The organism is Photorhabdus caribbeanensis (assembly GCF_018448885.1).
GTDB lineage: Bacteria > Pseudomonadota > Gammaproteobacteria > Enterobacterales > Enterobacteriaceae > Photorhabdus > Photorhabdus caribbeanensis.
Genome location: NZ_RCWB01000007.1, coordinates 106,194 through 129,238 on the forward strand (window position 1 = coordinate 106,194; position 23,045 = coordinate 129,238).

General features: G+C 43.2%; 12 protein-coding genes, 1 tRNA gene and 1 pseudogene. 4 read left to right on the forward strand and 10 right to left on the reverse strand.

Annotation, left to right across the window (positions count from 1 at the left end):
• Window positions 1-13 precede the first annotated feature (13 nt).
• The 3 genes and pseudogenes from sixA to EAE90_RS23690 form a co-directional block, all read right to left on the reverse strand.
• Window positions 14-496: a phosphohistidine phosphatase SixA gene (gene sixA, locus EAE90_RS07145; RefSeq protein ID WP_214052927.1), complete on the reverse strand. Its 483-nt coding sequence runs from the start codon at window positions 494-496 to the stop codon at window positions 14-16.
• A 158-nt stretch (window positions 497-654) separates the two neighbouring features.
• A pseudogene (locus EAE90_RS23685) lies at window positions 655-903 on the reverse strand (zinc ribbon domain-containing protein); the annotation flags it as partial.
• Window positions 904-976: 73 nt separating this feature from the next.
• Window positions 977-1,234, reverse strand: a complete 258-nt coding sequence (locus tag EAE90_RS23690) for a helix-turn-helix domain-containing protein (RefSeq protein ID WP_246550456.1) — start codon at window positions 1,232-1,234, stop codon at window positions 977-979.
• A gap of 58 nt (window positions 1,235-1,292) precedes the next feature.
• Here EAE90_RS23690 and tnpA point away from each other — a divergent pair, with 58 nt between their 5' ends.
• A complete protein-coding gene (gene tnpA / locus EAE90_RS07155) occupies window positions 1,293-1,697 on the forward strand; it encodes an IS200/IS605 family transposase (RefSeq protein ID WP_214052928.1) in 405 nt (134 codons plus the stop codon).
• Between the two features lie 189 nt (window positions 1,698-1,886).
• Here the strand turns inward: tnpA and fadJ are convergent, their stop codons facing one another.
• Window positions 1,887-4,070: a fatty acid oxidation complex subunit alpha FadJ gene (fadJ, locus tag EAE90_RS07160; RefSeq protein ID WP_214052929.1), complete on the reverse strand. Its 2,184-nt coding sequence runs from the start codon at window positions 4,068-4,070 to the stop codon at window positions 1,887-1,889.
• On the reverse strand, window positions 4,070-5,380 hold the full coding sequence (fadI, locus tag EAE90_RS07165) for an acetyl-CoA C-acyltransferase FadI (RefSeq protein ID WP_214052930.1): 1,311 nt from the start codon (window positions 5,378-5,380) through the stop codon (window positions 4,070-4,072). Before fadI ends, fadJ begins: the two co-directional genes overlap by 1 nt.
• Window positions 5,381-5,962: 582 nt before the next feature.
• Between fadI and fadL the strand changes: the two genes are divergently transcribed.
• Window positions 5,963-7,288 (forward strand): long-chain fatty acid transporter FadL, encoded by a 1,326-nt coding sequence (fadL, locus tag EAE90_RS07170; protein WP_214052931.1) that lies wholly within the window; start codon window positions 5,963-5,965, stop codon window positions 7,286-7,288.
• Window positions 7,289-7,369: 81 nt separating this feature from the next.
• Here fadL and mlaA read toward each other — a convergent pair whose 3' ends face one another.
• On the reverse strand, window positions 7,370-8,125 hold the full coding sequence (gene mlaA / locus EAE90_RS07175; protein WP_214052932.1) for a phospholipid-binding lipoprotein MlaA: 756 nt from the start codon (window positions 8,123-8,125) through the stop codon (window positions 7,370-7,372).
• Between the two features lie 188 nt (window positions 8,126-8,313).
• On the opposite strand from mlaA, the gene EAE90_RS07180 reads away from it, so the two are divergent.
• Window positions 8,314-8,388: transfer RNA gene (locus EAE90_RS07180), tRNA-Arg, on the forward strand.
• 258 nt (window positions 8,389-8,646) lie between these two features.
• Here EAE90_RS07180 and EAE90_RS07185 read toward each other — a convergent pair.
• The 3 genes from EAE90_RS07185 to EAE90_RS07195 form a co-directional block, all read right to left on the reverse strand.
• Window positions 8,647-9,081 (reverse strand): type II toxin-antitoxin system VapC family toxin, encoded by a 435-nt coding sequence (locus EAE90_RS07185; protein ID WP_040149198.1) that lies wholly within the window; start codon window positions 9,079-9,081, stop codon window positions 8,647-8,649.
• The gene (locus EAE90_RS07190) at window positions 9,081-9,299 is read right to left on the reverse strand and encodes an AbrB family transcriptional regulator (RefSeq protein WP_214052933.1); all 219 of its coding nucleotides are present in this window, start codon (window positions 9,297-9,299) and stop codon (window positions 9,081-9,083) included. Before EAE90_RS07190 ends, EAE90_RS07185 begins: the two co-directional genes overlap by 1 nt.
• Window positions 9,300-9,678: 379 nt before the next feature.
• The gene (locus EAE90_RS07195; protein WP_214052934.1) at window positions 9,679-10,932 is read right to left on the reverse strand and encodes a dicarboxylate/amino acid:cation symporter; all 1,254 of its coding nucleotides are present in this window, start codon (window positions 10,930-10,932) and stop codon (window positions 9,679-9,681) included.
• Between the two features lie 492 nt (window positions 10,933-11,424).
• Between EAE90_RS07195 and ybfF the strand changes: the two genes are divergently transcribed.
• Window positions 11,425-12,186, forward strand: a complete 762-nt coding sequence (gene ybfF / locus EAE90_RS07200; RefSeq protein ID WP_422615981.1) for an esterase — start codon at window positions 11,425-11,427, stop codon at window positions 12,184-12,186.
• A gap of 66 nt (window positions 12,187-12,252) precedes the next feature.
• On the opposite strand, the gene rtxA is transcribed toward ybfF, so the two are convergent.
• Window positions 12,253-22,377 (reverse strand): MARTX multifunctional-autoprocessing repeats-in-toxin holotoxin RtxA, encoded by a 10,125-nt coding sequence (gene rtxA / locus EAE90_RS07205; RefSeq protein WP_214052936.1) that lies wholly within the window; start codon window positions 22,375-22,377, stop codon window positions 12,253-12,255.
• Between the last annotated feature and the right edge of the window lie 668 nt (window positions 22,378-23,045).

The following is a 23,045-nucleotide window of genomic DNA, read 5'->3' on the forward strand; positions in this document are numbered from 1 at the left end:
CGTTGCTGGATTATTAGGCTTTTTCTGCTAATTGTGACGGACTGACCTGCCAGACAAGAGTCCCTTTGCCAGTCTGGCTGTTTAAATCTACACATATCATTGCAGAAGTTGCAAACATCGGTGGTGTTTCTGCCGGACATAGCTCAGCAACTAAGTAGCTGACTAATGGTAAATGAGAGACAACTAAAACAGCGTTATGACCTTGCTCAGCAAGAAGCTGGAGATAACTACTCACTGTAGCAGCATCACCTGACGGCGTTAACCCCAACAACACTTCTTCACCATCTGGTAAAGATAAGGATTTACGAACAACTTGTAACGTCTGTTCAGCGCGAATATAAGGACTTACTAATACGAGATCAATCTGATGCTTTTGCTGTGCTAACCAGCAAGCCATTTTTTGCGATTCATTACAACCGCGAGGAGTCAGTTGCCGGGCGGCATCGCTCATTGCATCTAAAGCCGCGTCACCATGACGCATAATAAAAATTTGCATAGTCCACCGTATGAATGAGTAAGTGCAGTTATTCTACCGCTAACAAATACCAGCAATCTCAACCTGAGTTATACAATAAAAATTGTTACTACAAAAACATTTCAAACTTGACATCCTCCCCCATTTTCGCATTTCGTGACTTAAGAGGGGGATTCCCGTTAGTGGGCGACGGCTGATCGCTCTGCGTCAGGTTCCTGCTTCAACGGGCGGCCTGACCGCTCCATCCCTCCACAGGCAAGCACAGCATGCCCTGCCGCTAAAATGTTACGAGCGCCGTTTACATCTGCGTTCGCGGTATATCCACACACTTGGCACACGAATTGACTCTGCGACAAGCGGTTCTCTTTTGCTGTATGACCGCAACATGCGCACCGCCGGCTGGTGTATGCCGGAGGGATTGCCTGTACCGTCATGTTTTCGTTTCCATACAGGCGATTTCGCTGCCAGTGTTTTATCGAAGCAACGCTGCCATGCCCCATGTCAGTCTTTCAGTTTTTGTTGAAGGTTATCAGTGTAAGCTTCCTGTAAGAAGGCATATTCCGGTGTTTTTTTCCACCCCGTGAGCATGCGGTTGAGTTCAAACGCGGAGGGAAGTTTTCCGCCAAAATCCAGAATGTGTTTTGTTACCTCAAGTCCGTGATCCCAGACAAAACGAGCACACCCGCATAACTGTCGCAAACGCTGCGACTGTTCTTCCGTTGGCTCTGGTCTGAACTTGCAGGCTTTCAGTATTAGCATTATCATTCAGTGTGTAGTAGGCTTATTCTCTATTTTACTGTGCCTTCGACTAACTTCAATGCAAAAATACACAATTAATCGTTCACGACATGCCGCCTTTATTTTGCATGTACATCTTGTGTTTGTGACCAAATACCGTCGAAAGATTCTTGGCGAGCCACACTATGCCGCCTTTCATCAGTATGCAGGTGAGATCTGCCGTGACTTCGGCGCAGAACTTAAAGAGAGTCACGGCGATTTAGATCATGTTCATATGCTGATTGAGTATCCACCGACCGTTCAGCTATCGATATTAGTTAACTCGCTGAAAGCAGTCACCTCCCGTCGCTTACGTAATGAGTTTCTGGACTTACGCGAAGCATACGGAAAGGCGGTTCTCTGGTCTCGCTCCTACTTTGCGGGTTCATGCGGTGGAGCGCCGCTGGAAGTGGTGAAACAATACATTCAACATCAGCGTGGCTGATGATTCTACGGGCTTTTCAAGCCCATCCCAATTCCCCTCCCACCTGATGTCGGCGGAAGTACCCTTTGGAGCTAAAGATAGATGTTGCTTAAATCTATAAAGAGATCTTTTTCATTCAAAAATACTCAATACAATTCCGGTGCCTCAACGGCACCGGAAATCATTTTTTCATCAATGCAGCACTAGCCACTATGGATAAAAACTTTTATTCTGTTCAGCCATTTTCACTAAACACTCACAAGGTACAAATCTATCTCCATACTGGCTTTCCAGCCTACGCAGAATCTCCACCACTCTGGCACAACCAAGGCTATCAATATAACGGAATGGACCACCAAAGAATGGTGGAAAACCAATGCCAAATACCGCCCCAATATCACCATCACGCGGACTTCTGATAATGCCTTCGTCCAGACAACGAACAGCTTCATTAAGCATTAACATCACACAGCGCTGAGCAATTTCTGACGAGAGCATATGCGACTCAGGGGTTATATTCAGCAAGGTATAAATTGAGCTATCAACTTTTTTGCCTTTCTTACCCAACCGCCAGAATTTTCTGGCTTCTGATGTATACAAATAGAAACCACGCCCATTTTTCCTGCCCTTGCGACCATCTTTCAGTACAACATCGAGAGATTCAGGCGCTGCAAACCGCGGACCTAGCTGTTCTACCAGAATCGGCATGATTTTGGTGCCAACATCAATACCGACTTCATCCAATAAATTAATCGGCCCTACCGGAAAACCAAAATTAACCAGTGCTCCATCGATATGGTCAATAGGCTCTCCTGCTACCAGACAATGAGCGGCTTCACTAATATAAGGGACAAGAATCCGGTTTACATAAAATCCGGCTTTATCACCTACCACAATAGCGGTTTTACCCTGTTTCTTCGCCAACGCAACGGCTGTAGCAATCGTTTTCTCACTAGTCCCTTGATGTGGGATAACTTCCACCAACGGCATCTTATCCACCGGACTAAAATAGTGCAGACCAATAACCTGTTCTGGTCGTTGGGCTTTTTCAGCAATCTGATGGATAGGTAATGAAGAAGTATTAGATGCAAATATGGTGTCCGGTTTAGCATTCGTTTCAATTTCTGCCACCATTTGCTGCTTTAGTGACAAATCCTCAAACACTGCTTCAACAACAATATCAGTTTGTGCGAAACCACGATAATCCGTCGTTCCTGAAATCAGCATCATTTGTTGAGCACGCTCTGCCGGGCGTAGTCGCTTTTGCTTCACCCGTTTGGACAACAAATCCCAAGTATATTTCAATACCTGACTAATGCCCTTTTCATTAATATCTTTAATCCGCACGGGTAGTTTGCCACGGGTGGCTGTTACATTCGCAACGCCTCCGCCCATCAAGCCACCACCTAATATACCAACGCGCTTAATTTCCGCCGGTTTCTCTGATGAACCCGTTTCATTCTTCAACGAAGTTGCAGCAAAAAACAGATTACGTAAAGCGGCAGATTCCCGTGTCATTGCCAGTTCACCAAATGCTACCGCCTCAGCCCGTAAACCCTGACTCATGCCTTTTTCAAGACCTTCTTTGACAACATCAATAATTCGTTCAGGTGCAGGATAATGCCCACGAGTTTTCGCCAAAGTCTTTTTACGAACGATATTAAACAAAAAGTATCTTCCCAAGGGGCCAACTAATAACCGTTGTTGCCACGGCAAAGGCTTACGCACAGGAATACCTTTTTTGACTTTTTCGATAGCAATGTCCAGCAGAATATCCAACGGCACAGCATCATCCACCAATCCGAGCCGTAATGCCTGTTTCGCCCGTAGCTGTTTACCTGTCAAAATGATATCCAACGCTGAACTGACGCCAATAAGTCTTGGCAACCGTTGAGTACCACCAGAACCGGGTAATAACCCAAGTTGAACTTCAGGTAATCCAAGACGAGTTTTATCATCCAGTGAACACACACGCCAATGACATGCAAGGGCCAATTCCAAACCGCCCCCCAAGCAAGCGCCATGAATTGCTGCTACGACAGGTAAGGGGTAATTAGCTATCTGAGAAAATAGTTTCTGACCTTTTTCAGCCAAATCTCGCGCATCTTCTTTGGTCTTACATCCGGCAATCATGGAAATATCAGCACCGGCAATAAACGTATCCGGTTTACCGGAAATCAATATTAATCCTTTAAGACCAGAAGATTGCTGAGCTTGCTTGAAAACATTCAGAAACTGATCAACAAATTCTGCTTTCAGCGTATTGACCTTTTCTCCCGGCACATTAATGGTGATAACGCCGATTTTATCTGGCCTGACATCAAAATTGAAAACAGAAGCAGTTTGGTTTGTACCCGTAGTGATGGGTGCAGCATCATGTTGAGCCTGAGTCATTATTCCACCTCCAATACCATAGCAGTACCCAACCCGCCAGCAGCACAAGCGGTTGTCAACCCAAGCCCACCGCCACGACGACGCAACTCATTCAATACTTGCGTCACCATACGAGCGCCTGTCGCTGCGAATGGGTGCCCATAAGCGATTGAACCACCTAAAACATTAAATTTGTCCATATCGACTTCACCAATTGCTTGAGCACGCCCTAATTTATTACGAGCAAATTCATCACTGGCAAACATTTTCAAGTTTGCCAATGTCTGAGCTGCAAAAGCTTCATGCATATCGATTAAAGTCAGATCTTTCAGTGTAATACCTGCACGATCGAGTGCTATTGGCGTGGCGTATGATGGCCCTAATAACATATCTTGCCAGACATCAATGGCTGAAAATGCATAACTACGCAGATAACCAAGCGGTTTTGTTCCCAACGCCTTAGCCACTGATTCACGCATCAATATGACTGCCGCCGCACCATCCGTCAGCGGTGTACTATTTGCAGCAGTGACCGTGCCGTACTTACGGTCAAATGCCGGACGCAGCTTCGCATAAGAGGTCAGTACAGAATTTTTACGAACATTATTATCTTCAAGCAATGCTTCACGGTACGGTGGGAAGTGAGCTGTCATGACTTCATCAGCTAACAATCCCTGCTCCCAAGCTTTCGCTGCCAGAATATGGGAGCGGTGTGCTAACGCATCCTGATCTTCTCGACTGATACGGTAAGTCTTCGCCATCTGTTCTGCGGTATCTCCCATACGCAGACCTGTCGAATACTCCGCTACCGCCGGAGATACAGGCAATAAATCGCGAAATTTAAGGCGGCTAAGTAACTTAAGGCGTTGCGATAGCGTTTTAGCCTTATTCATATCCACCAGAGTACGAGCCAGGGATTTAGTCACGCCAATCGGCAATACAGACGAGGAATCTGCTCCACCAGCAATCCCAATATTCACCGAGCCAGCCATAATGCTTTCAGCCACATTGGCAATCGCCTGAAAACTGGTGGCACACGCGCGGGATACACTGTAAGCATCAGTACTCACACTTAACCCAGCACCGAGAACGATCTCACGGGCAATATTTGGCGCCTCAGGCATTTGCACTACTTGCCCAAATACCAGTTGGTCAATCTTTTCAGGGAGTAAACCACTCCTAGTCACGAGTTCGCTGACAACTGATTTACCCAAATCCACAGCCGGTATGCCGTGATACGATGTTGCCTGTTTAGCAAATGGAATGCGTAGCCCACTGACAATGGCGATACGCTCACCTTGCTGTGTCACTTTTGTTAAAGGACGACTCATAACGGCTCCTGAAAGATTATCGTTAACTGAATCAAATTACTGAAAAAACTTTTCAACCAATCTGGACAGGTCTGACCTGATAGATCATTGTTAGCGTAATGTTTATAAATAGCAAACCTGAATAAATCAAAAATGAGAGGGAGCGCAACTTTAATTTATTTAATAGCTAAATGGTTTCAATACTTAATTCGAACATGTTCGCAAGCTTTTATGCGACACCAGCCTATTACACCAGTCACAATTTCATTACTAAAATATTCATAATGAATTTTAATATTTTATCTCTCTTAAACTACCGGGAAACTTGCACTACCCCTAAGAATATTTATCTGCCGAAATTTGATCTTAAAAAATCGTTTTTAAACGTTTTTATTAATATCAAAAATCATTTTTTTGTTAACTGAGTCGCGTTTTTGATATCAACTTGGTAATATTTTGAAAACATTCTTGCAACACCAACTGTTATCAGACCTATACTTCACGACTGGTCTGATTTGTCATCAAGACAAACCGACCCTACAATCCTGCGCTCCTTGCTAAGATAAGTGGCATAGTTAAATAATAAACAAGAGGGTTTTGGTTATGAACCAGAAAAACCTGTTCACCCGTTCAGCATTAGCGGTTGCAGTGGCAATAATTTCATCGAATGCTGGCGCTGCTGGTTTCCAGTTAAATGAATTTTCTACTTCGGCTTTGGGCCGCGCTTTTTCCGGGGAAGGCGTTGTTGCTGATAACGCAACGGTAGGAAGTCGTAACCCAGCAGCAATGACACTGTTTGATCGCCCATCATTTTCTATTGGCGCTATCTATATCAACCCTGATGTTGATATTAGCGGTAAATCCCCAGTAACGGGCAAAAGCACTAACGCTAAAAATATCGCGCCTACTGCTTGGATACCTAACCTACATTTCATTATGCCAATCGATGATCAATGGTTTGTTGGTACTTCGGTCACTACCAACTTCGGCTTGGCAACCGATTTTAGTAATAACTATGAAGCAGGCCCTATCGGCGGTAAAACTGACCTGACAACGCTGAACTTCAACTTAAGCGGTGCTTATAAGCTGAATGATCACTTTAGCTTTGGTTTAGGGCTGAACGCGGTTTACGCGGATGCAGAAATCGTCCGTCATGCGGGCGCTCTGTCGTATCACCCTAAATTGCCAAAAGGTCTCATAAAACCAACAGATGAAGTTGCTAATCTGTCAGGTAAAGATTGGGGCTATGGCTGGAACGCAGGTATCATGTATGAAGTGGATGAAAATAACCGCTACAGCTTGACTTATCGTTCTAAAGTTAAAATTAAGTTTAAAGACGGTGACTATAAAAACGACATACCTGTTCAGCTAGGTCAAATGGCGCAAAAAATGGGAATAAATTTACCGGGTACTGGAGGCCAAACCATTGGCGGTAGATTGGATCTCAATTTGCCTGATATCTGGGAAGTTTCTGGTTATAACCGTGTAGCACCTAAATGGGCTATCCACTATAGCCTGGCATACACAGGCTGGAGTGAGTTTAATGAACTGAAAGGGACCAGAAATAAAGATGGATCTGTCCTGTTTAGTAAACATGAAGGCTTTAAAGATGCCTACCGTATTGCTTTAGGTACAACGTATTATCACGATGACAACTGGACATTCCGTACAGGTATCGCCTTTGACGACAGCCCGATTCCTGCTGAAAACCGTTCTATCTCCATTCCGGATCAAGATCGTTTCTGGCTGAGTGCAGGCGCAACCTACGCATTTAACAAAGATGCTTCTGTTGATGTAGGTATTTCATATATGCATGGTCAGAAAGTCACCGTTAAAGAGAAATTGTCTGAAGCGTTGCCTAACGCATATGAATTCGAAGCTAAAGGCACTGCTTGGTTGTACGGTGTGAACTTCAACTACGCATTCTAATAATATGCCACTCTAAAAAAGGATAGCGATATTATTGCTATCCTTTTTTATCTACGCAGCTAAAAACCCAATAAGGAGTTATCAATCATCAATACTATCTAAATCATCCTGTAATGCTTCAGCATTTGGATTTTTCGTGGCTTCCAGTTTACCGCCGCTTGCCATAAAATCATGGCTCTGGAAGTAAGCCTCACGCATCATCAAATAGGGATCTGACGAGTTCTTCAACAAGCCATCAGAATCCAGTAAACGAGCACGGGTTTCAATCCCTTCAAATGCCCACTTACCGGCTGACATCCAAATAGTCAGATAACTCAGCATTGGATAAGTCATATCCGCCCAGTCTCCCCCTTCATCACGTAGGGTAAAACTGCCATAGCCCGGTAATACAACATAAGGGCCATACCCCACCTTATGATAGCCCAGAGTACTCCCAAAGCGTTTTGACTCTTCTTTTGCCAATTTAGGGTTTGCCATCGTTGCAACATCAATCAGCCCCCCCATACCCAAAATGGTATTCAGGAAAAAACGATTAAAATGTTTCATCCCCTGATATGGATTACCACGCAAGAAACTGTTTACCATACTAGCCGGCTCTTCGAGATTACTCAGAAAATTACCCAAACCATTTCGAGCAGGCATCGGCACATAATCACGCCACACTACCGCGACTGGACGTAAAACATAAGGGTCAAGAACATCATAATTAAAGTTGAACATTGTACGGTTAAAGCCTTCCAGTGGGTCTGAACGCCCCTGTTCAACAGTATCAGATGAATTAGCGCATCCAACTAGTAATACGGCGGTAAGAGCGATTCCGCCCAAACGATACTTCATACATCTCTCCAAGTAATAACCTTCTAGATCCGGCAGATCAGTTTTTGCACGACTCGCCGATAATCATCAATAATATAAATATTACTGACAATCCAACTTGAATGGTACTCAATTCAAGCGATCACTAAATAGGCAAACAGTTTATAACGCCTTATATTATGAATGAAAAGCCGTTATAATGAAGCTATGTCCCCTTAGTTAAATGGATATAACAAGCCCCTCCTAAGGGCTAATTGCTGGTTCGATTCCAGCAGGGGACGCCAGTCTAATGCTAATAAACATAACCTTCCGCTAACAGAATTTCTTTAAAAACAGCCCTTCTCCACCTTTGTCGTAGAAGATGTTTGTATGTTGTCAGATCACATTAAGCACAAAAAACCCCACCAGATAATTGATGAGGCTTATTTTTATATTTCTGGAGCTTTCAATCGATTATTTTTAGCTTAAACGACAGGTATTAGCCTGTAGACAACGGTTTCAAGATAATTTAAAGATCGTAACTCAGCCATAATTCTCTTCTTCTAAGGCTCTTCTGTACCGTCGATCTCCAATGCAGCTTTATCAAATGTATAAAGCGGTGAAACCGACTCTTTATTTTTTATTCCATACCGCTGAGACTTATTCACTATCAATGCATCCGCAAAGTCGGCCTGCTTAGTCTTACCGCCGCATTTAATCGGTTTTGCATTGATATAGTCATCCAATGCACACCAGAGCGCATGACCATCTTCGAAGACAACATTAGGCTCTTCAATAAGCCTGTGCAACACTTTCACCAGAGACTCTTTAGGTAGCAAGTAACGCTTGCCTCTCAATGTCCAGATTGTCTCAACTAAGACTACATCTGTGATTAAGATTTTTTGATTACCTTCAAAGAGTGCATTGGCCTTTTGAGATTGGTTCGCATCATCTTGCAGCAGATACCTGAGTAAGACGTTTGTGTCTACCGCAATCATCAGTGCATGCCACTCTCAAGTGATTCTTCTTCACTCACCTGGTGATCGGTCAAGACATCCTTCAATATCCCCTTCGCGGCACCTTTGCGCTTTGTGACAATTGAAATGACCCCTTTTCGGCTGACAAAACTCTCATACTCATCACCTGGCTGAATGCCAGCTATCAAACATTGCTCAAGCGGTAACGTCACCTGCCTTTTTTGGCTAACTATTGGCATACAACACCTCTTTACTAAATTTAAAAAGTAAAGATATGCGTATCTTTGTATGTTGTCAACAGTAAATATATACCCAATGGATTTCAAGATGGATCGCGACGGCAAGGGAGCGAATCCCCGGGAGCATAGATAACTATGTGACCAAGGTGAGCGAGTACAGCCAACAAAGAGTCAACTTGAAAGATAACGGGTATAGAATCTTTTTTTGAATTACATGACAACTCGCTATCATCAATAAATTGAAAGTAAGTTACGTATGCATATCAGAAGGAGAATAATATGGATTGCTGCTGGTCTTCATTAATTGGAAATAATGCCGGTAAAAGCCGACATTATTTTATTAATTGGTCATCGAATAGGTAAAAACCTAAAGATCTACTTATTTGGCATTTAACACTTCGTTTAATTTACTTTCATCAAGCTGACGACAACGTTTCGCTACCACAATCGTTGCAACGCCATTACCAATTAGGTTCGTTAACGCTCTTGCTTCTGACATGAAACGATCTATTCCCAATATTAATGCCAGCCCCGCTAGTGGTAAATGCCCAACCGCAGAAATTGTCGCAGCTAATACAATAAACCCACTACCTGTTACACCAGCGGCACCTTTAGAGGATAAAAGCAATACAACTAATAGCGTTATTTGATGCACTATATCCATATGAGTATTCGTTGCTTGAGCAATAAATACCGCAGCCATTGTCAGGTAAATAGAGGTCCCATCCAGATTAAATGAATATCCCGTTGGTATTACCAAACCAACAACAGATTTCTGGCATCCCACTTTCTCCATTTTATCTAACATACGCGGCAATGCAGATTCAGAAGACGATGTTCCCAATACGATTAATAATTCTTCTTTAATGTAATTAATGAATCGGAATATACTAAACCCAGTGGCTTTAGCAATCGTTCCTAAAACAAATACCACAAAAAGAATACAGGTAATATAAAAGCAAACTATTAATTGCCCTAATTGTACCAATGTACCAATACCATATTTCCCGATAGTAAATGCCACTGCACCAAAAGCCCCTAAAGGAGCTAACCGCATTATCATATTGATAATACCGAAAATAACATGAGAGAAACCATCAATAATATTAAAGATTGGTTTCCCTTTCTCTCCTAAACGATGAAGTGCAAAACCAAATAACACAGCAAATAATAAGACCTGCAAAATATTACCACTGGCAAATACCCCGATGACACTGGCCGGAATAACATCAAGTAAAAATGCTACTGTCCCTTGTTCAGCCGCCTTTTCCGCATATAGGGATACCGCTTTAACATCTAATGTAGAGGGATCAATATTCATCCCCGCGCCAGGCTGTACAACATTGACAACAATTAGCCCAATAATCAAAGCAATTGTGCTAACTATTTCAAAATATACCAATGCAATAGCGCCTGTTTTACCAACAGCTTTCATACTTTCCATACCTGCGATACCGGTTACAACGGTACAGAAAATAACTGGAGCAATAACCATTTTGATTAATTTGACAAACCCATCACCTAATGGCTTCATTTCTGCACCAAGCTGTGGATAGAAATGCCCCAGAAGTATGCCGATAGTTATTGCAACCAAAACTTGAAAATAAAGACTCTTTAGTAAATTTTTCTTCACTTCTTAATTCCCTAATCCATAGTATAAAATCAGATTCTATTTATTCTTATTAGAACGGTGTAGCTATTGTTAAATGTACCTTATGTCTTCATTCATATAACACATAAAGTAAATTTTCATCATTTTTTCACAAAAAATTAAAATTAACACACAATTTTTTAAGATATAGATCACATAAACACACAATCAATAACCTCACTAAGATGATTGAACCGATAATCATCTCATAAGTTATTTAAAACTTTCCATTTAATAATACTATTTACTTGAAGAACATTTATTTTTCAATCCATTAAGTATTACATTGAAAAAATTAACAAGTTTTTGATGCATGAGCGTTTTGATAACCATTTAATCATAAGATATTATTAACTATAATTGTACAACCCAGTTGCTTTTTCATAATTTAAGCAACAATATACACGGTACGATATCAATACCTGACAGAAAATAATTCTCATCATGAAATTAGACACCCCGTTAAATTACCATATGCAGATACCGGAAAATCCGCTCTCTTCTACTCCTGTGGTATTCATCCACGGGTTATTCGGTGATCTCAATAATCTTGGGGTTTTGGCCCGTGATTTGCAGCAATACTATCCCGTCATTCAAGTTGATGTACGCAATCACGGTTTATCTCCACGGGCAAATAACATGGATTACCACGATATGGCACAAGATGTTATTTCCCTGCTGGATCATCTGCAAATTCAGGCCGCCATTATTATTGGTCATTCAATGGGCGGTAAGATCGCGATGGCAATAACCGCGCTAGCGCCAGAACGGATAGAAAAAATTGTTCTTATTGATATAGCGCCTATCGCTTATCAGGTTCGCCGTCATGACCAAATCTTTACCGCACTAAACAACGTGACAGAAGCCGGAGTTAAAACCCGTCAAGACGCCGCTAAAATTATGCGAGAAAATATTCAGGAAGAAGGTGTCATTCAGTTTTTACTGAAATCATTCCATCAAGGGGAATGGAAATTCAATTTGCCGGTATTAATTGACCAGTACGAAAAGATCAGCGGCTGGCAAGAAATCCCTACCTGGCCTCATCCCGCTTTGTTTATTCGTGGCGGCCTCTCCCCTTATATTCAGGAAGAATATCGGGACGATATCGCCAGACAATTTCCACAGGCTAAAGCTTGGGTAGTCGCCGGTTGCGGCCACTGGGTTCATGCAGAAAAACCAGACGCAGTTTTAAAGGCAATTCATCGCTTTCTTAATACCGATACGCAATTAATGTAGGAAACCAGTCGATTAGCGATAAAAGTGGCTCATTTATCTTGAGCCACTTGATTACCAGGAATTTAATTAAGCAAATTTCCCCTTGCCAATCGTGACATCTGCCCATGCCGTTGCGATAGCCACTTTCGCTTGACTTTCTAGCCCTTCAATAAAACCATTATCACCGGTTGTCGGAGCAAAACCACTCATTGCCTGGATCAAAGAATCCACCACATTATCTGACAGTGCCGTAAATTCACGCTCCCCTAATACGTTCTTATCACCTATCTGAGTCACCAATTTGGCGCGATTGCCATTAAAGTAATCATCAAAGGTAATCGAACCTACTGATTCAAATAACCCCTGAGCGCTATTGTCCCGAGTTTGGCGCTTCACTGACAGCACCAAATCATATCCGCTGCGCTGCAACCACAGGTTTCGCCAGTCAACGTCATTCAGCAATATCATGTCTTCTGCGTTGATATCATTGACCGACGTATCAATCACCTCTCCGCTAACCACAAAACTGTCTGCGCCCGAACCACCCAGGAAGCGGTTCTGGTACCCGCCTAGCACCAGTAGATCCTGACCTTCACCGCCATCAAATTCACTGAACTTCGAAATCGCCGCAGCTATCAAGTGATCATCACCTTCTCCACCGTTGATTACCGCATGATAGCCCATCAGTTTTATTGCATCGTTACCGGAATAGCCGTCGATCCGGTTGTCATTGCCAAATACTCGGGCAAAATCATTGCCTCCACCCAATTCAACCTGGTTATTATTGCCGATGGCGACAACATAATCCTGACCTTCACCGCTATCTACTCGGTTATAGTTGCCGGAGATAGTGACGTAATCCTGTCCGTTACCCGCATCAATAAAACCGCCTTCACCAAAGACAAACGCCTGATCATTACCTTCACCCATAAACACATGGTTAATACGCCCGGCCACTACCGCGGTATCATTGCCATTACCGCCAAACATCCAGTTTTCACGTCCCATCAGGACGCCCAGATCATCGCCTTCACCGCCGGTAAAGATGTTGGAAGTACCAATTGAATAATAAACATCATCACCTCGACCACCCCAGAAGTTGTTGTTATCTCCCAGATAAGCACCGAGATCTTTACCATCTCCACCCCAGTTGAAGTTGTAGTTTCCCAACGATATATGGATATCGCCATCATCATGCAAATGACCGCTGTTACGCAGGAAATCAAACGTTTTTTCCTCCATATTAAGCAAATCAGCCGTCAGGTTTTCTTTCAAATGCGTGGCTAAGGACGTCATTTCTGCTTGCTTATCTTTACTGAACATCGTCGCAAACAGACTAGGCAGATTCAGTGAGTTAAAGCCAAATGCAAATTTTGCTGTATCATCGGCCTGAGTACGCTTTCCATCAATGTTTACTGGAGATTCCGGTTTACGGTTTTCATCAGAGGCTTTCTCTTGCAAACCATGACTTTCCGCAAACGATCTGACGCCATCCTCGCCCATATCAATTCCCGCTTTCAAACCATCAAGCAATCCCTCTAGATTTGTAAAAGCTTTCAGTTGATCCCCACTAAAGTCTGCAATCACTGTCAGCATCTCTTGCAGAATCGCTTCGCTATTAACCGGTTCTCCTGTACGGGAAACAATGTAGCCCTCTGCGGTGTAATTCACGGCAAAAATGTCCGCTAAGGTAGTCTCTGCATTTACACTTGCTAATCGGCCAAGCAGCTTATTCTTAAGCTGACGCGGCAAGTCTTGCGGATGATAGGTAAAAGTGGTCTTCGCCATACCCGTTGTCGAATATTGCTGAGTCATCAGACCAAACAACGAACCCAGGTTGGTATCCATAATCGACTGGATATGATCACCAAACATAAAATTCCAGTTTCCGGCTGTTACCTGGATATCTGCCCCTTGACCACCGACGGCAAAGTTAAAAGCCAGCTTCTCATTAGCCTGACGGAATTTATTTGCGCGGCTCATTGTGCCCATATCATTCACATTGCTGGTTAGCCATTGGTAGTATTTTTTATTCAATGTGGCTTCAATATCTCGCTTCAAACCACGGCTACTACGTTCATGCTGTAAATCCAGCTCAACCAACGTCTTGTAGTTCACACTACTGGTCTGATCCAAACCAGACATATCCTGCACAAATTTGCTCGCACCGGCGATAGTCCATTGCTGATCTTGCGCGATTAACCAATCCTGTTCTCTACCAGAGCGGGAAATACTTTGTAGTACCCCACTAACATGCGCCACACCATCAAATGGGTTAACCAGTGGCGGCGTTGGAATGGATTTATCCATCATCACAATCAAGTCATTACTGCTGCCCTGACTGAAACTAACGTTACGATGACCGATAAACATCTGCGCCCCTTCAAGCGCCTGATAACCACTGATATCGTAGCTGTGTTTGCTGTCACCGTCACCGATATGAACCATCACATTATTGTCACCGAAGGCCAGTGATTTAAAGCCACCGCTACCCACTTTAATACCGACATTTGATGTTCCCCAATTGAGCGCAGTAAACTCCCCTTCACCCACATTAACCTGAATGTTGCCGGAGTAGCTAAACTGATCGTTAGGGTCAATTTGAATAATATTTTCACGTTTCTTTGGCGCAGTAAAAGGGCGACGATAATCTGCAACTGCCCCTCTCGTCACCACATCAGCCCCAGAGTATCCCACTTTGGAAAGAATGATGTCACTTTCAGTAATACCGCGAATAACCCTTTCTGTACTGGTCGTCAATCCATCTTGTTTATTCCATTCGAATACGACTTTGTTATCAGGCAAGTTATTAACCCACTGGTTATTGGCATCACGGGTAAATTTACGGCCTGTTGCATCAACCGCTACTTCGCTACGGCGGGCGGAAACATTACTGCGAATACCTTGCTTATCTAACTCTGTGATAAAGCGATGGGCAAAACCGTCCCGTTTGTCATCACTTATCAAAGAACAACCCACGATGCTGATATGGTCAGGTTTACCCGCTGGTTTAAAGTCGTGACTGAACTGCCTTAGTCTGACAGCCAATTCATCGGCAGTGTAACCACTCAGGCGAATGTTATTTTCCTCCGACGTATCACGGCCATGACCGACAATTTGCCAACGTAACTTGCCGGATAATCTGGCAGAATCGCCATAAACGACACGATATTTACCATCAGCATCGAGTTGCACCACCACACTGGAATCCGGGTGTTTACCGGCCAGATTGGCGGCAGCTTTAGCAACAACCGGATTATCCTCCATTTGAATAATGACCTGATAACTAAAACGAGTCGTACGCTCATCGGCTTGTGGTGTGACAGCTACCTGCTCCCAATCCCCTGCATTTTTGTTTTTGATGATGTCACTTGATGACAGTTTTTCCAGTAACGTGCTCGCCGCATCACTATCAACCGGCATTTTAAGTATCAGCCGATTTGTTGCTGGATAAGAGAGGACTTTATCGATATTCAACTGCACAAAGCTGGTCGCTTGTTTAAAGTTGTTGCTCTCAATGTCGACCAGAACCTTCTTAGTTTGTTTACCTTGCTTAGCTGTCACTTCCAAGGTGATATCACCTTCTCGGTAATCAACTACACGGCCAGTGACGTTTTGAATTAAGTTAAATACCTTGCCTTGCTCTTTCAATGCACGCAATACGTAGTTTTGTTCACCATCACGCGACGTTTTCCAAACGCCGTCATATTTCGCAATGGTTCCCTCTTCAAACTTATTAAAGTGAATATAAAAGCTTTGGTCGGGTTCTTTACTTGCCTGAAATTTATAACTCGTTATAAACCCTTTATGAAACGCATCCATAAAACGGCGGAAATCGTTATAGTTAGCAAACGATTTGCCGCCATAGTTAGGATCATAAAATGACCAAACTGTTTGGTTGAGTTTTTTATGCACCACAACAGACATGGCATGTTCTTCAGACATGAATGATATGTAAGTCGACTTTCTCACATGAAGCAACTTATCCATAACGGATTCATAGCCCTCAGCAGAGTAATTAAGTGCATTACTAATATTCGGCCCGGCCAATCCATTAGCTTTCAATTTGCCGCCATAGGCAGCATTCGCTTTTTTATAGGCTTCAAGAGTAGAGTCATCCATAAATTGGCTGTACTGCATCGATAATAAATCTTCAATAACCAGCCCAATATTTTGACGGCGATATTGGATTAACAAAGCGGATTCGATGGCGTTGATATCGTTTTTCTTATTGACTGATTTGTCGTTGTAGGCTTTTACAGTGTCCTTCAACCACATCATATAAGCTTTACCGCCTCCTGAGCCATGTACTCGTTCTTCCATTAAATAACGAGCAGATAAAGCAAAACACAATCCTTTCATGAGTTTTTTAGACTCGGCGGTATCTCCTTTAGTCAGAAGCACACTGCCAATTTCCGGGATAATTTCGCTAAGTTTTTCCAACACATTACCGTCCTGGCTAAAATGAAATGAATAAGCCTCCAGCTCTTTTCCGTGTGCTATAAAGTCAAAAATTTTATTATCAATTTTTTGTAAAACATCCCCTTTTATTGTCCCACGATGTTGAGAAGATGTTGTTAGTAGATTTTTATCCAACAGGATTTGATTATTAACCTGCAACCGATTAATCATGTTTTCCGCATCTTTCAGTACGGCCAGATCTTCTTCCATCAACCCTGCACTGAATCGCCCATCTGCCTGTACAGCAAACTCGGGGTTGACATGGCTGCTGGTTTCAACCATAGCCGTTGACTGGTAAGCCTCTCCAGACAAACCGCTGCCAAGTGCCCCCATACGCTGTGGCTTAGCATTGTCACTCTGCTTGGCGCTCTTCGCATCGGTTTGTGCCTGAATCACTTTATCCTCAGCCACAGCAATTTCCTGTTTGCCTCGATTCTCTGCCTCCTGATAGGCAATGTTAATATCATTCTTAGCTTTTTCTGCCTGCTGCTGTTGTAATAGCGCCTCTTTCTTTCTCAATTTTGCTTTTTCATAAGCGCCTATTGCATCTTGTTGCATACCAATACGATGCTGCTCACTTTTCGCTACACCTGCCTCCGATTGCGCAATCGCTTTTTTTATTTTTTGTTGATTATCAGTAACATTTTTCTGAGCATTAAATAACTCTTCCTGTGTAGTAAATTTGGTGTGCTCCCATTTACTTCGAACATTGTTCAATAATCCAGCAGCAAATTGATTACGCCATGGATCACCTGATTTACCGTGGTAATTATCAAAGTCATTCAGTGTATCCAAACCTTGAGTCATGGAGAGCAGTTCATCTGTTACTGCTTGTGATTCTTCTTTTATTGCATCACGTTGTGCTTGCCCATTGGTGTTTAGCGCTGCCTGATCCGTTGATTCCAACTGAGACCGCGCTCCTGCAATTGCTGCCAGTTGTTTCTCTTTCTCTTGTTCTAAGATGCGGCGATCTTTTTCAGCTTTATCTTTATCGTTTAACGCATTTTGCGCCGCTTTATCCTGTTTTATCTGTTCGATAACAGCCTTGGCTGGTCGTAGGCTCTCCGATTTCGCAACAATATTATCGAGAACATAACCTACGCCATCATTTAAACCTGTACCTTTAAATGCAATTTGGTTACTACCTGCTTTTGCTGTCAACTCCAGCGTTTTGTTTTGCCATCCAGCGGCATCTCCAGCAGTTGAGAATACCTGTTCCCCGTTCCAGAAAACCTCCATGCCATTGTTGGTAAGATAAGCATTATGACGATTGGCAAAATCAAAACTCAGTGAAATAACTTCTCCTTCGAACAAGTTTTGTAGATCCTGATAAATCGCAGTGTTTTTATCCGCATCAAGTTCACTAACCCGCTCTCCATGCCCCTCGTTATCAAGACCGTAAGCACCGGCTGGGTGATATGCCTCAATACCATTAGTTGCCTGCCAGCCGTAATTACCTTGTTCAAAATTACCATTGATGATCAGATTGGCTTCCTGTTCCGGATCATCGCTTTCATTAATATTCAATGAATGATGGGTATTTTCGAATTCGGGCGTTTCGACCGCTGTTATAGAACCATTTAGGCGGCTGCTCAAGTCTGAACTCACTGGTGCGATTTCATCCAGCTTAAAACCATCAATAGCAGAAACTTCGGCTAAATTAATCGCCCCTCTGCCTTTATGTGTCCCTGACGTATTAGCCTCGCCCCCCTCAACCAGATAGTTAATCGCCTGACTGCCCCCCACACCTAACGCTGTCTGTTTGATATGTTCAAAGAAGGAAGAGAGTTTGTTGCTTGGCGTATTGCTTGCTGCAACAGAGAAGCTATAGAAATCACCGTTACCAACCTTAATCGCCACGTTATTACGTGCATAAGAGGCATTCATCCCCAAGCCATCACCAATATGAATATTGGCGTTATTTTTACCTTTCATCACCGCAACATTCAGGCCATTTCCAACTTTAGTATTAACATTGAAATGACCCCATGCCACGTTAACGGAAACACCCTCACCCACTTTGGTATTCACATTCAGGTCGCCATGCGTCGCCGTTACATTTAAGCCATTTCCCACGGTGGTAGTGATATTCGCTTTGCCTTTTGCCACAGTAACCTGCATGCCATCACCCACTTTAGTGACAATATTCCCTTTACTCCACAAGGCATTAAAACTGTTACCATTACCCACCTGAGTCACAATGTTAGCCTCACCTTTGGCAAGCACCACATTGCGCCCATCACCGACCTTGGTAATGACGTTAGCTTTACCCCAGGCGCCAGTGTAATCATCACCGTGACCAACATAAGTGATAATATTGGCGTCACCTTGAACGATGGTCACTTCTTGTCCATCACCCACTTTGGTTATGATGTTCGCTTTACCTTTCGCGAAGTTATAACGATCACCATGCCCCTTTTGCGTCAGGATATTGGCCTCCCCCCAAACCGCATTAAGACCATCACCATTGCCCACTTTAGTAATGATATTGGCTTTGCCTTTAGCCAATCCCACTGTTGTGCCATCACCAACATGGGTCATAACATTACCCACATTCGACACCAGCAAGCCGACGGTCGTCCCCTCTCCTACTTTGGTCAGAATATTACCTTCGCCAAGTAGTACGCCAGCGGTCATCGAGTCGCCTACATGAGTAATAACGTTAGCTTTCGCCCCTGCAACAACCCCCATAAAATCATTACCGGTTTTGGTGACAATATTCGCTTCTCCTAACGCCAAAACACCGGTTAAGCCATTGCCGACATGGGTCATGATATTGGCCTGACCAAACATTGCCGCCAACGTTGTACCATCACCGATTTTAGTCATCACGTTCAGTTCACCGGCAAACAAGCCAATACTGGAGCCATTACCCGCATGGGAATAGATGTTAGCTTTACCTATCATCAAAGCAGTTGTCAGACCATTACCGATCTTAGTCAACACATTGGCGCCACCGATCATGGCGGCAAAGGTATTGCCATCTCCCACATGGGTAAAGATATTGGCGCCGCCAATCATTGCGGCCAAAGTCATACCATTACCCACTTTAGTCGCGACATTGCCTTTCGCCAGCATCAGGGCAACACTTCCCCCATCACCAATGTGGGTAAATACGTTGCCTGCGGCTATCATCAGCGCCAACGCATCACCATCACCCACTTTAGTAAAGATATTGACTGCGCCCCCCATCAGCGCCCATACATCACCGTTACCAACATGAGTAAAGAGGTTGCCTGCGCCAATCATGGCTGCAATCACAGTTCCATCCCCGACTCTGGTAAAGATATTGCCTGCTGCCCCCATTACCCCCAAAGTCTGACCGCCACCGACATGGGTAAGTACATTACCTATACCAAACAGAGTGCCAGTAGTATCGCCGTCTCCTACTTTGGTCAGGATATTGGCGCCACCGAGCATCACACCTGTCGTATTCCCATTACCAATGTGGGTCAGAACGTTTGCTCCTCCCCCCATCACTGCCAGCACATTGCCCTGTCCTTTCTTGGTAAGTACATTAGCACCACCCAACGCAATTGCCCTGGTACTCGACATTTCAGCATCATCACTGATATGCGTGATAATGTTAGCCCCACCGAGCATACCGGAAACCAAATCACCGGCACCGAACTTAGTCAGCACATTAGCGCCGCCCACCAATACCGAGGAGACATTGCCATTTCCTTTTTGGGTCATGACATTAAAACCGCCCGCACCTAACCAACTCGCTCTGCCATTACCTATCTGCGTGTGCGTGTTGTAACCACCCAGCATAATAACCCGACTGTTACCATTGCCTTTTTGAACCGAAATATTGCCAACTGCCAGAAGATGTGCCAAATATCTTCCATCTCCAACCCGCACCAGAACATTTGCGGCACCACCAGCGTTAACATCCATTTCTCCATATTGACTTTGATGAAGGATAACGTTTGCTAAACCAGCACCGTTAAAATTGACATTGCCATAGGTGACGCTGGAGGTAATAACATTTCCTCCGCCAGCGCCATTGAATTGAATATCACCGGAACTGTCACCACTGTTAGCAGATGAGTTCACCAGTGCTTGCTGACAGTATTCTTCGGTATGTGCTAACCGATCAGAACCACACCGCATCGTTGCATTAAGGCTATATTGAAGCTGACTTAACACACAACTACCTGCACTCACCGAGTAGTAATCGTTTGCGGATGAAATATCTTCATCAGCCAGATTACTGGTATGATCACCTGCTTTGCACCACGCATTAACAAAGTATTTGAGTTCCTGCGTGATAGGATCATTTCCTAGTTCAACCACCACCACTCTCGTGCACGATTCCAAATATTTAGCGTACACATAAGTATTTGGTTGACGGTTCGATCTCACCGCGGAAACATCAAACTTCTGACAATTGGCAAAGATCGTATCTCCTCCCATCTTTGCATCAGAGAGAGTGATATCTTCCGCTTTGACCGTTGTTCCACTCGCATAAATAATCCACTCGTTTTCAGATAACCCCTCTTCAACGGCATGAATAGTTACCGGCTGATGATGTTCGACCATTAAATTGAAAAGACGATAAGCATCATTGATGTTGATATTGACAAATCCATTACCGGAAGAGATCTCCGTTGAAGCGAGACCATTAAGGTGATTACCTTCCTTATACCAAGAGGTGGCGTAATAATTGAGCTTACCGGTTTCGGGATCATTTTGGAGCTGAATTTTGCTGATTTTTGTATACATTTCGTCAGCAAAGGCAAAAAGATAAGTATCAGGTTCAACCGTTGATTTAATACCTGTCACTTGTCGGGCTTCTTGAATCCAAGTTCCGCCCATCGTTGCTGTGGTTAATACAATATCTTTAGCCTTAGCATATTCCAGTGTCTCATCACGGAGACTGTTATTTACACCGATTCTTGATATTTGGTTGTAGGCTCCGGCGCCGGAGAAATTGATATTGCCATGTGCAATATTAGAATAAATGTTGTTATAACCACCTGCCCCCTCGAAAGAAATATCACCACGGGTTTGTACGTAAACATCTTCTTTTTGGCGAATACGTTTAATTCGGTTCGATGCCCCGGCGCCAATCAAGGTAATATCACCTTCTTTACCTTTACGTACAATATGATTATCAACCCCGGCGCCTTCGAAAACAATATTACCTAACTCTGTCCGCGAGCTAAGACTATTTGCCGCGCCTGCGCCATTAAATGTGACATCGCCACGGCTTCCGTTGTAATTGTCATACCAGGTGCGGTCAATTTTGTTACCCGCTCCAGCGCCATCAAAGAATAAATCGCCCTGATTAGTTCCATGCCATAATTTATTGTAGCCGCCAGAGCCATTGAAGCTCATATCACCCGTTAGACCGTTACGGTTCATTTCGTTATAAATAGCCGCACCGGTAAAATCCAGATCACCATGATGACCTGTATGATCCATAACAACGCCACCCGCAGCGCCAGAAAATGAAATATTACCATCACCATTTTTATCAATATCGGCGTAACCCGCACCACCTTTTACTATCAGATTACCAGTGGAATCCTCAACGGATAAATATGCGGCACCACCGACTACCGTGTCATTACCTGCGCCGGCATAGACTTTGGCAGCAATCGACCCTAACGTAATATGGTCATTTCCTCCACGGGCATAAATGTAGCCACCAAATCCAATGGCATTAATGTCATTATCATTGTCATCAGCGAAATAATTCCCAGTAAAAAAATATTCCGCACTCCTGCTTGATGATTTCCCCATAAACAATCCCTTAGTTTAATAGAAGTTAGAACCGTACTCGACGGATATAATGGTTAGGTTGAACATCTCATTTTTTGGCAATACAAATCCTTTAGCCTCTCCATGATAAAAAGAGACTTAAAAACAAATTGTTAGCAACGTTAAAGCGGTGATCACCGGATATGGCCATTTCGAAAAAAACAGATATTCCGGCTCAACGATTAAGCTTTATTTAAAATACTGAGAGCAAGAAAATGCTACTCCACCGTTTTTCATTTATCCGATAATTTTATTCTTAGCACACGGAATATAAGGCCAGAAGTTCTCCTGCTAACATGCAGATTAGAGATAATTTGTACGAATCTTTCAGACATACTTTTACTCAAAAGACAATTTATTCATAAAAAGTGCACAATAAAACTTTAAAATCAGAAAATACCTAAACTGATGTATAGACAAATACTTTCAGATAAAACCAAGAATAAAATAAAACCAAAATTCAAAAACAATATTTAACCCAGAAAACCCCTTTCTTTCACATAAGATATAACGTTTCACTAATTATGATCAATTATTTATTTTTTCTTTATTAAAATACCAAAAATATATTTTCACGAATAATATTAATTTCACAAACATAATATATATTTAAAATAATATATATTTAAAATAATAATAATTTGAAATAA

What these genes read in the sequence shown, in the direction of transcription:
- sixA (WP_214052927.1), bottom strand. Translation starts at nt 496, where the DNA reads ATGCAAATTTTTATTATGCGTCATGGTGACGCGGCTTTAGATGCAATG.
- EAE90_RS23690 (WP_246550456.1), bottom strand. Translation starts at nt 1,234, where the DNA reads ATGCTAATACTGAAAGCCTGCAAGTTCAGACCAGAGCCAACGGAAGAA.
- tnpA (WP_214052928.1), top strand. Translation starts at nt 1,293, where the DNA reads ATGCAAAAATACACAATTAATCGTTCACGACATGCCGCCTTTATTTTG.
- fadJ (WP_214052929.1), bottom strand. Translation starts at nt 4,070, where the DNA reads ATGACTCAGGCTCAACATGATGCTGCACCCATCACTACGGGTACAAAC.
- fadI (WP_214052930.1), bottom strand. Translation starts at nt 5,380, where the DNA reads ATGAGTCGTCCTTTAACAAAAGTGACACAGCAAGGTGAGCGTATCGCC.
- fadL (WP_214052931.1), top strand. Translation starts at nt 5,963, where the DNA reads ATGAACCAGAAAAACCTGTTCACCCGTTCAGCATTAGCGGTTGCAGTG.
- mlaA (WP_214052932.1), bottom strand. Translation starts at nt 8,125, where the DNA reads ATGAAGTATCGTTTGGGCGGAATCGCTCTTACCGCCGTATTACTAGTT.
- EAE90_RS07185 (WP_040149198.1), bottom strand. Translation starts at nt 9,081, where the DNA reads ATGATTGCGGTAGACACAAACGTCTTACTCAGGTATCTGCTGCAAGAT.
- EAE90_RS07190 (WP_214052933.1), bottom strand. Translation starts at nt 9,299, where the DNA reads ATGCCAATAGTTAGCCAAAAAAGGCAGGTGACGTTACCGCTTGAGCAA.
- ybfF (WP_422615981.1), top strand. Translation starts at nt 11,425, where the DNA reads ATGCAGATACCGGAAAATCCGCTCTCTTCTACTCCTGTGGTATTCATC.
- rtxA (WP_214052936.1), bottom strand. Translation starts at nt 22,377, where the DNA reads ATGGGGAAATCATCAAGCAGGAGTGCGGAATATTTTTTTACTGGGAAT.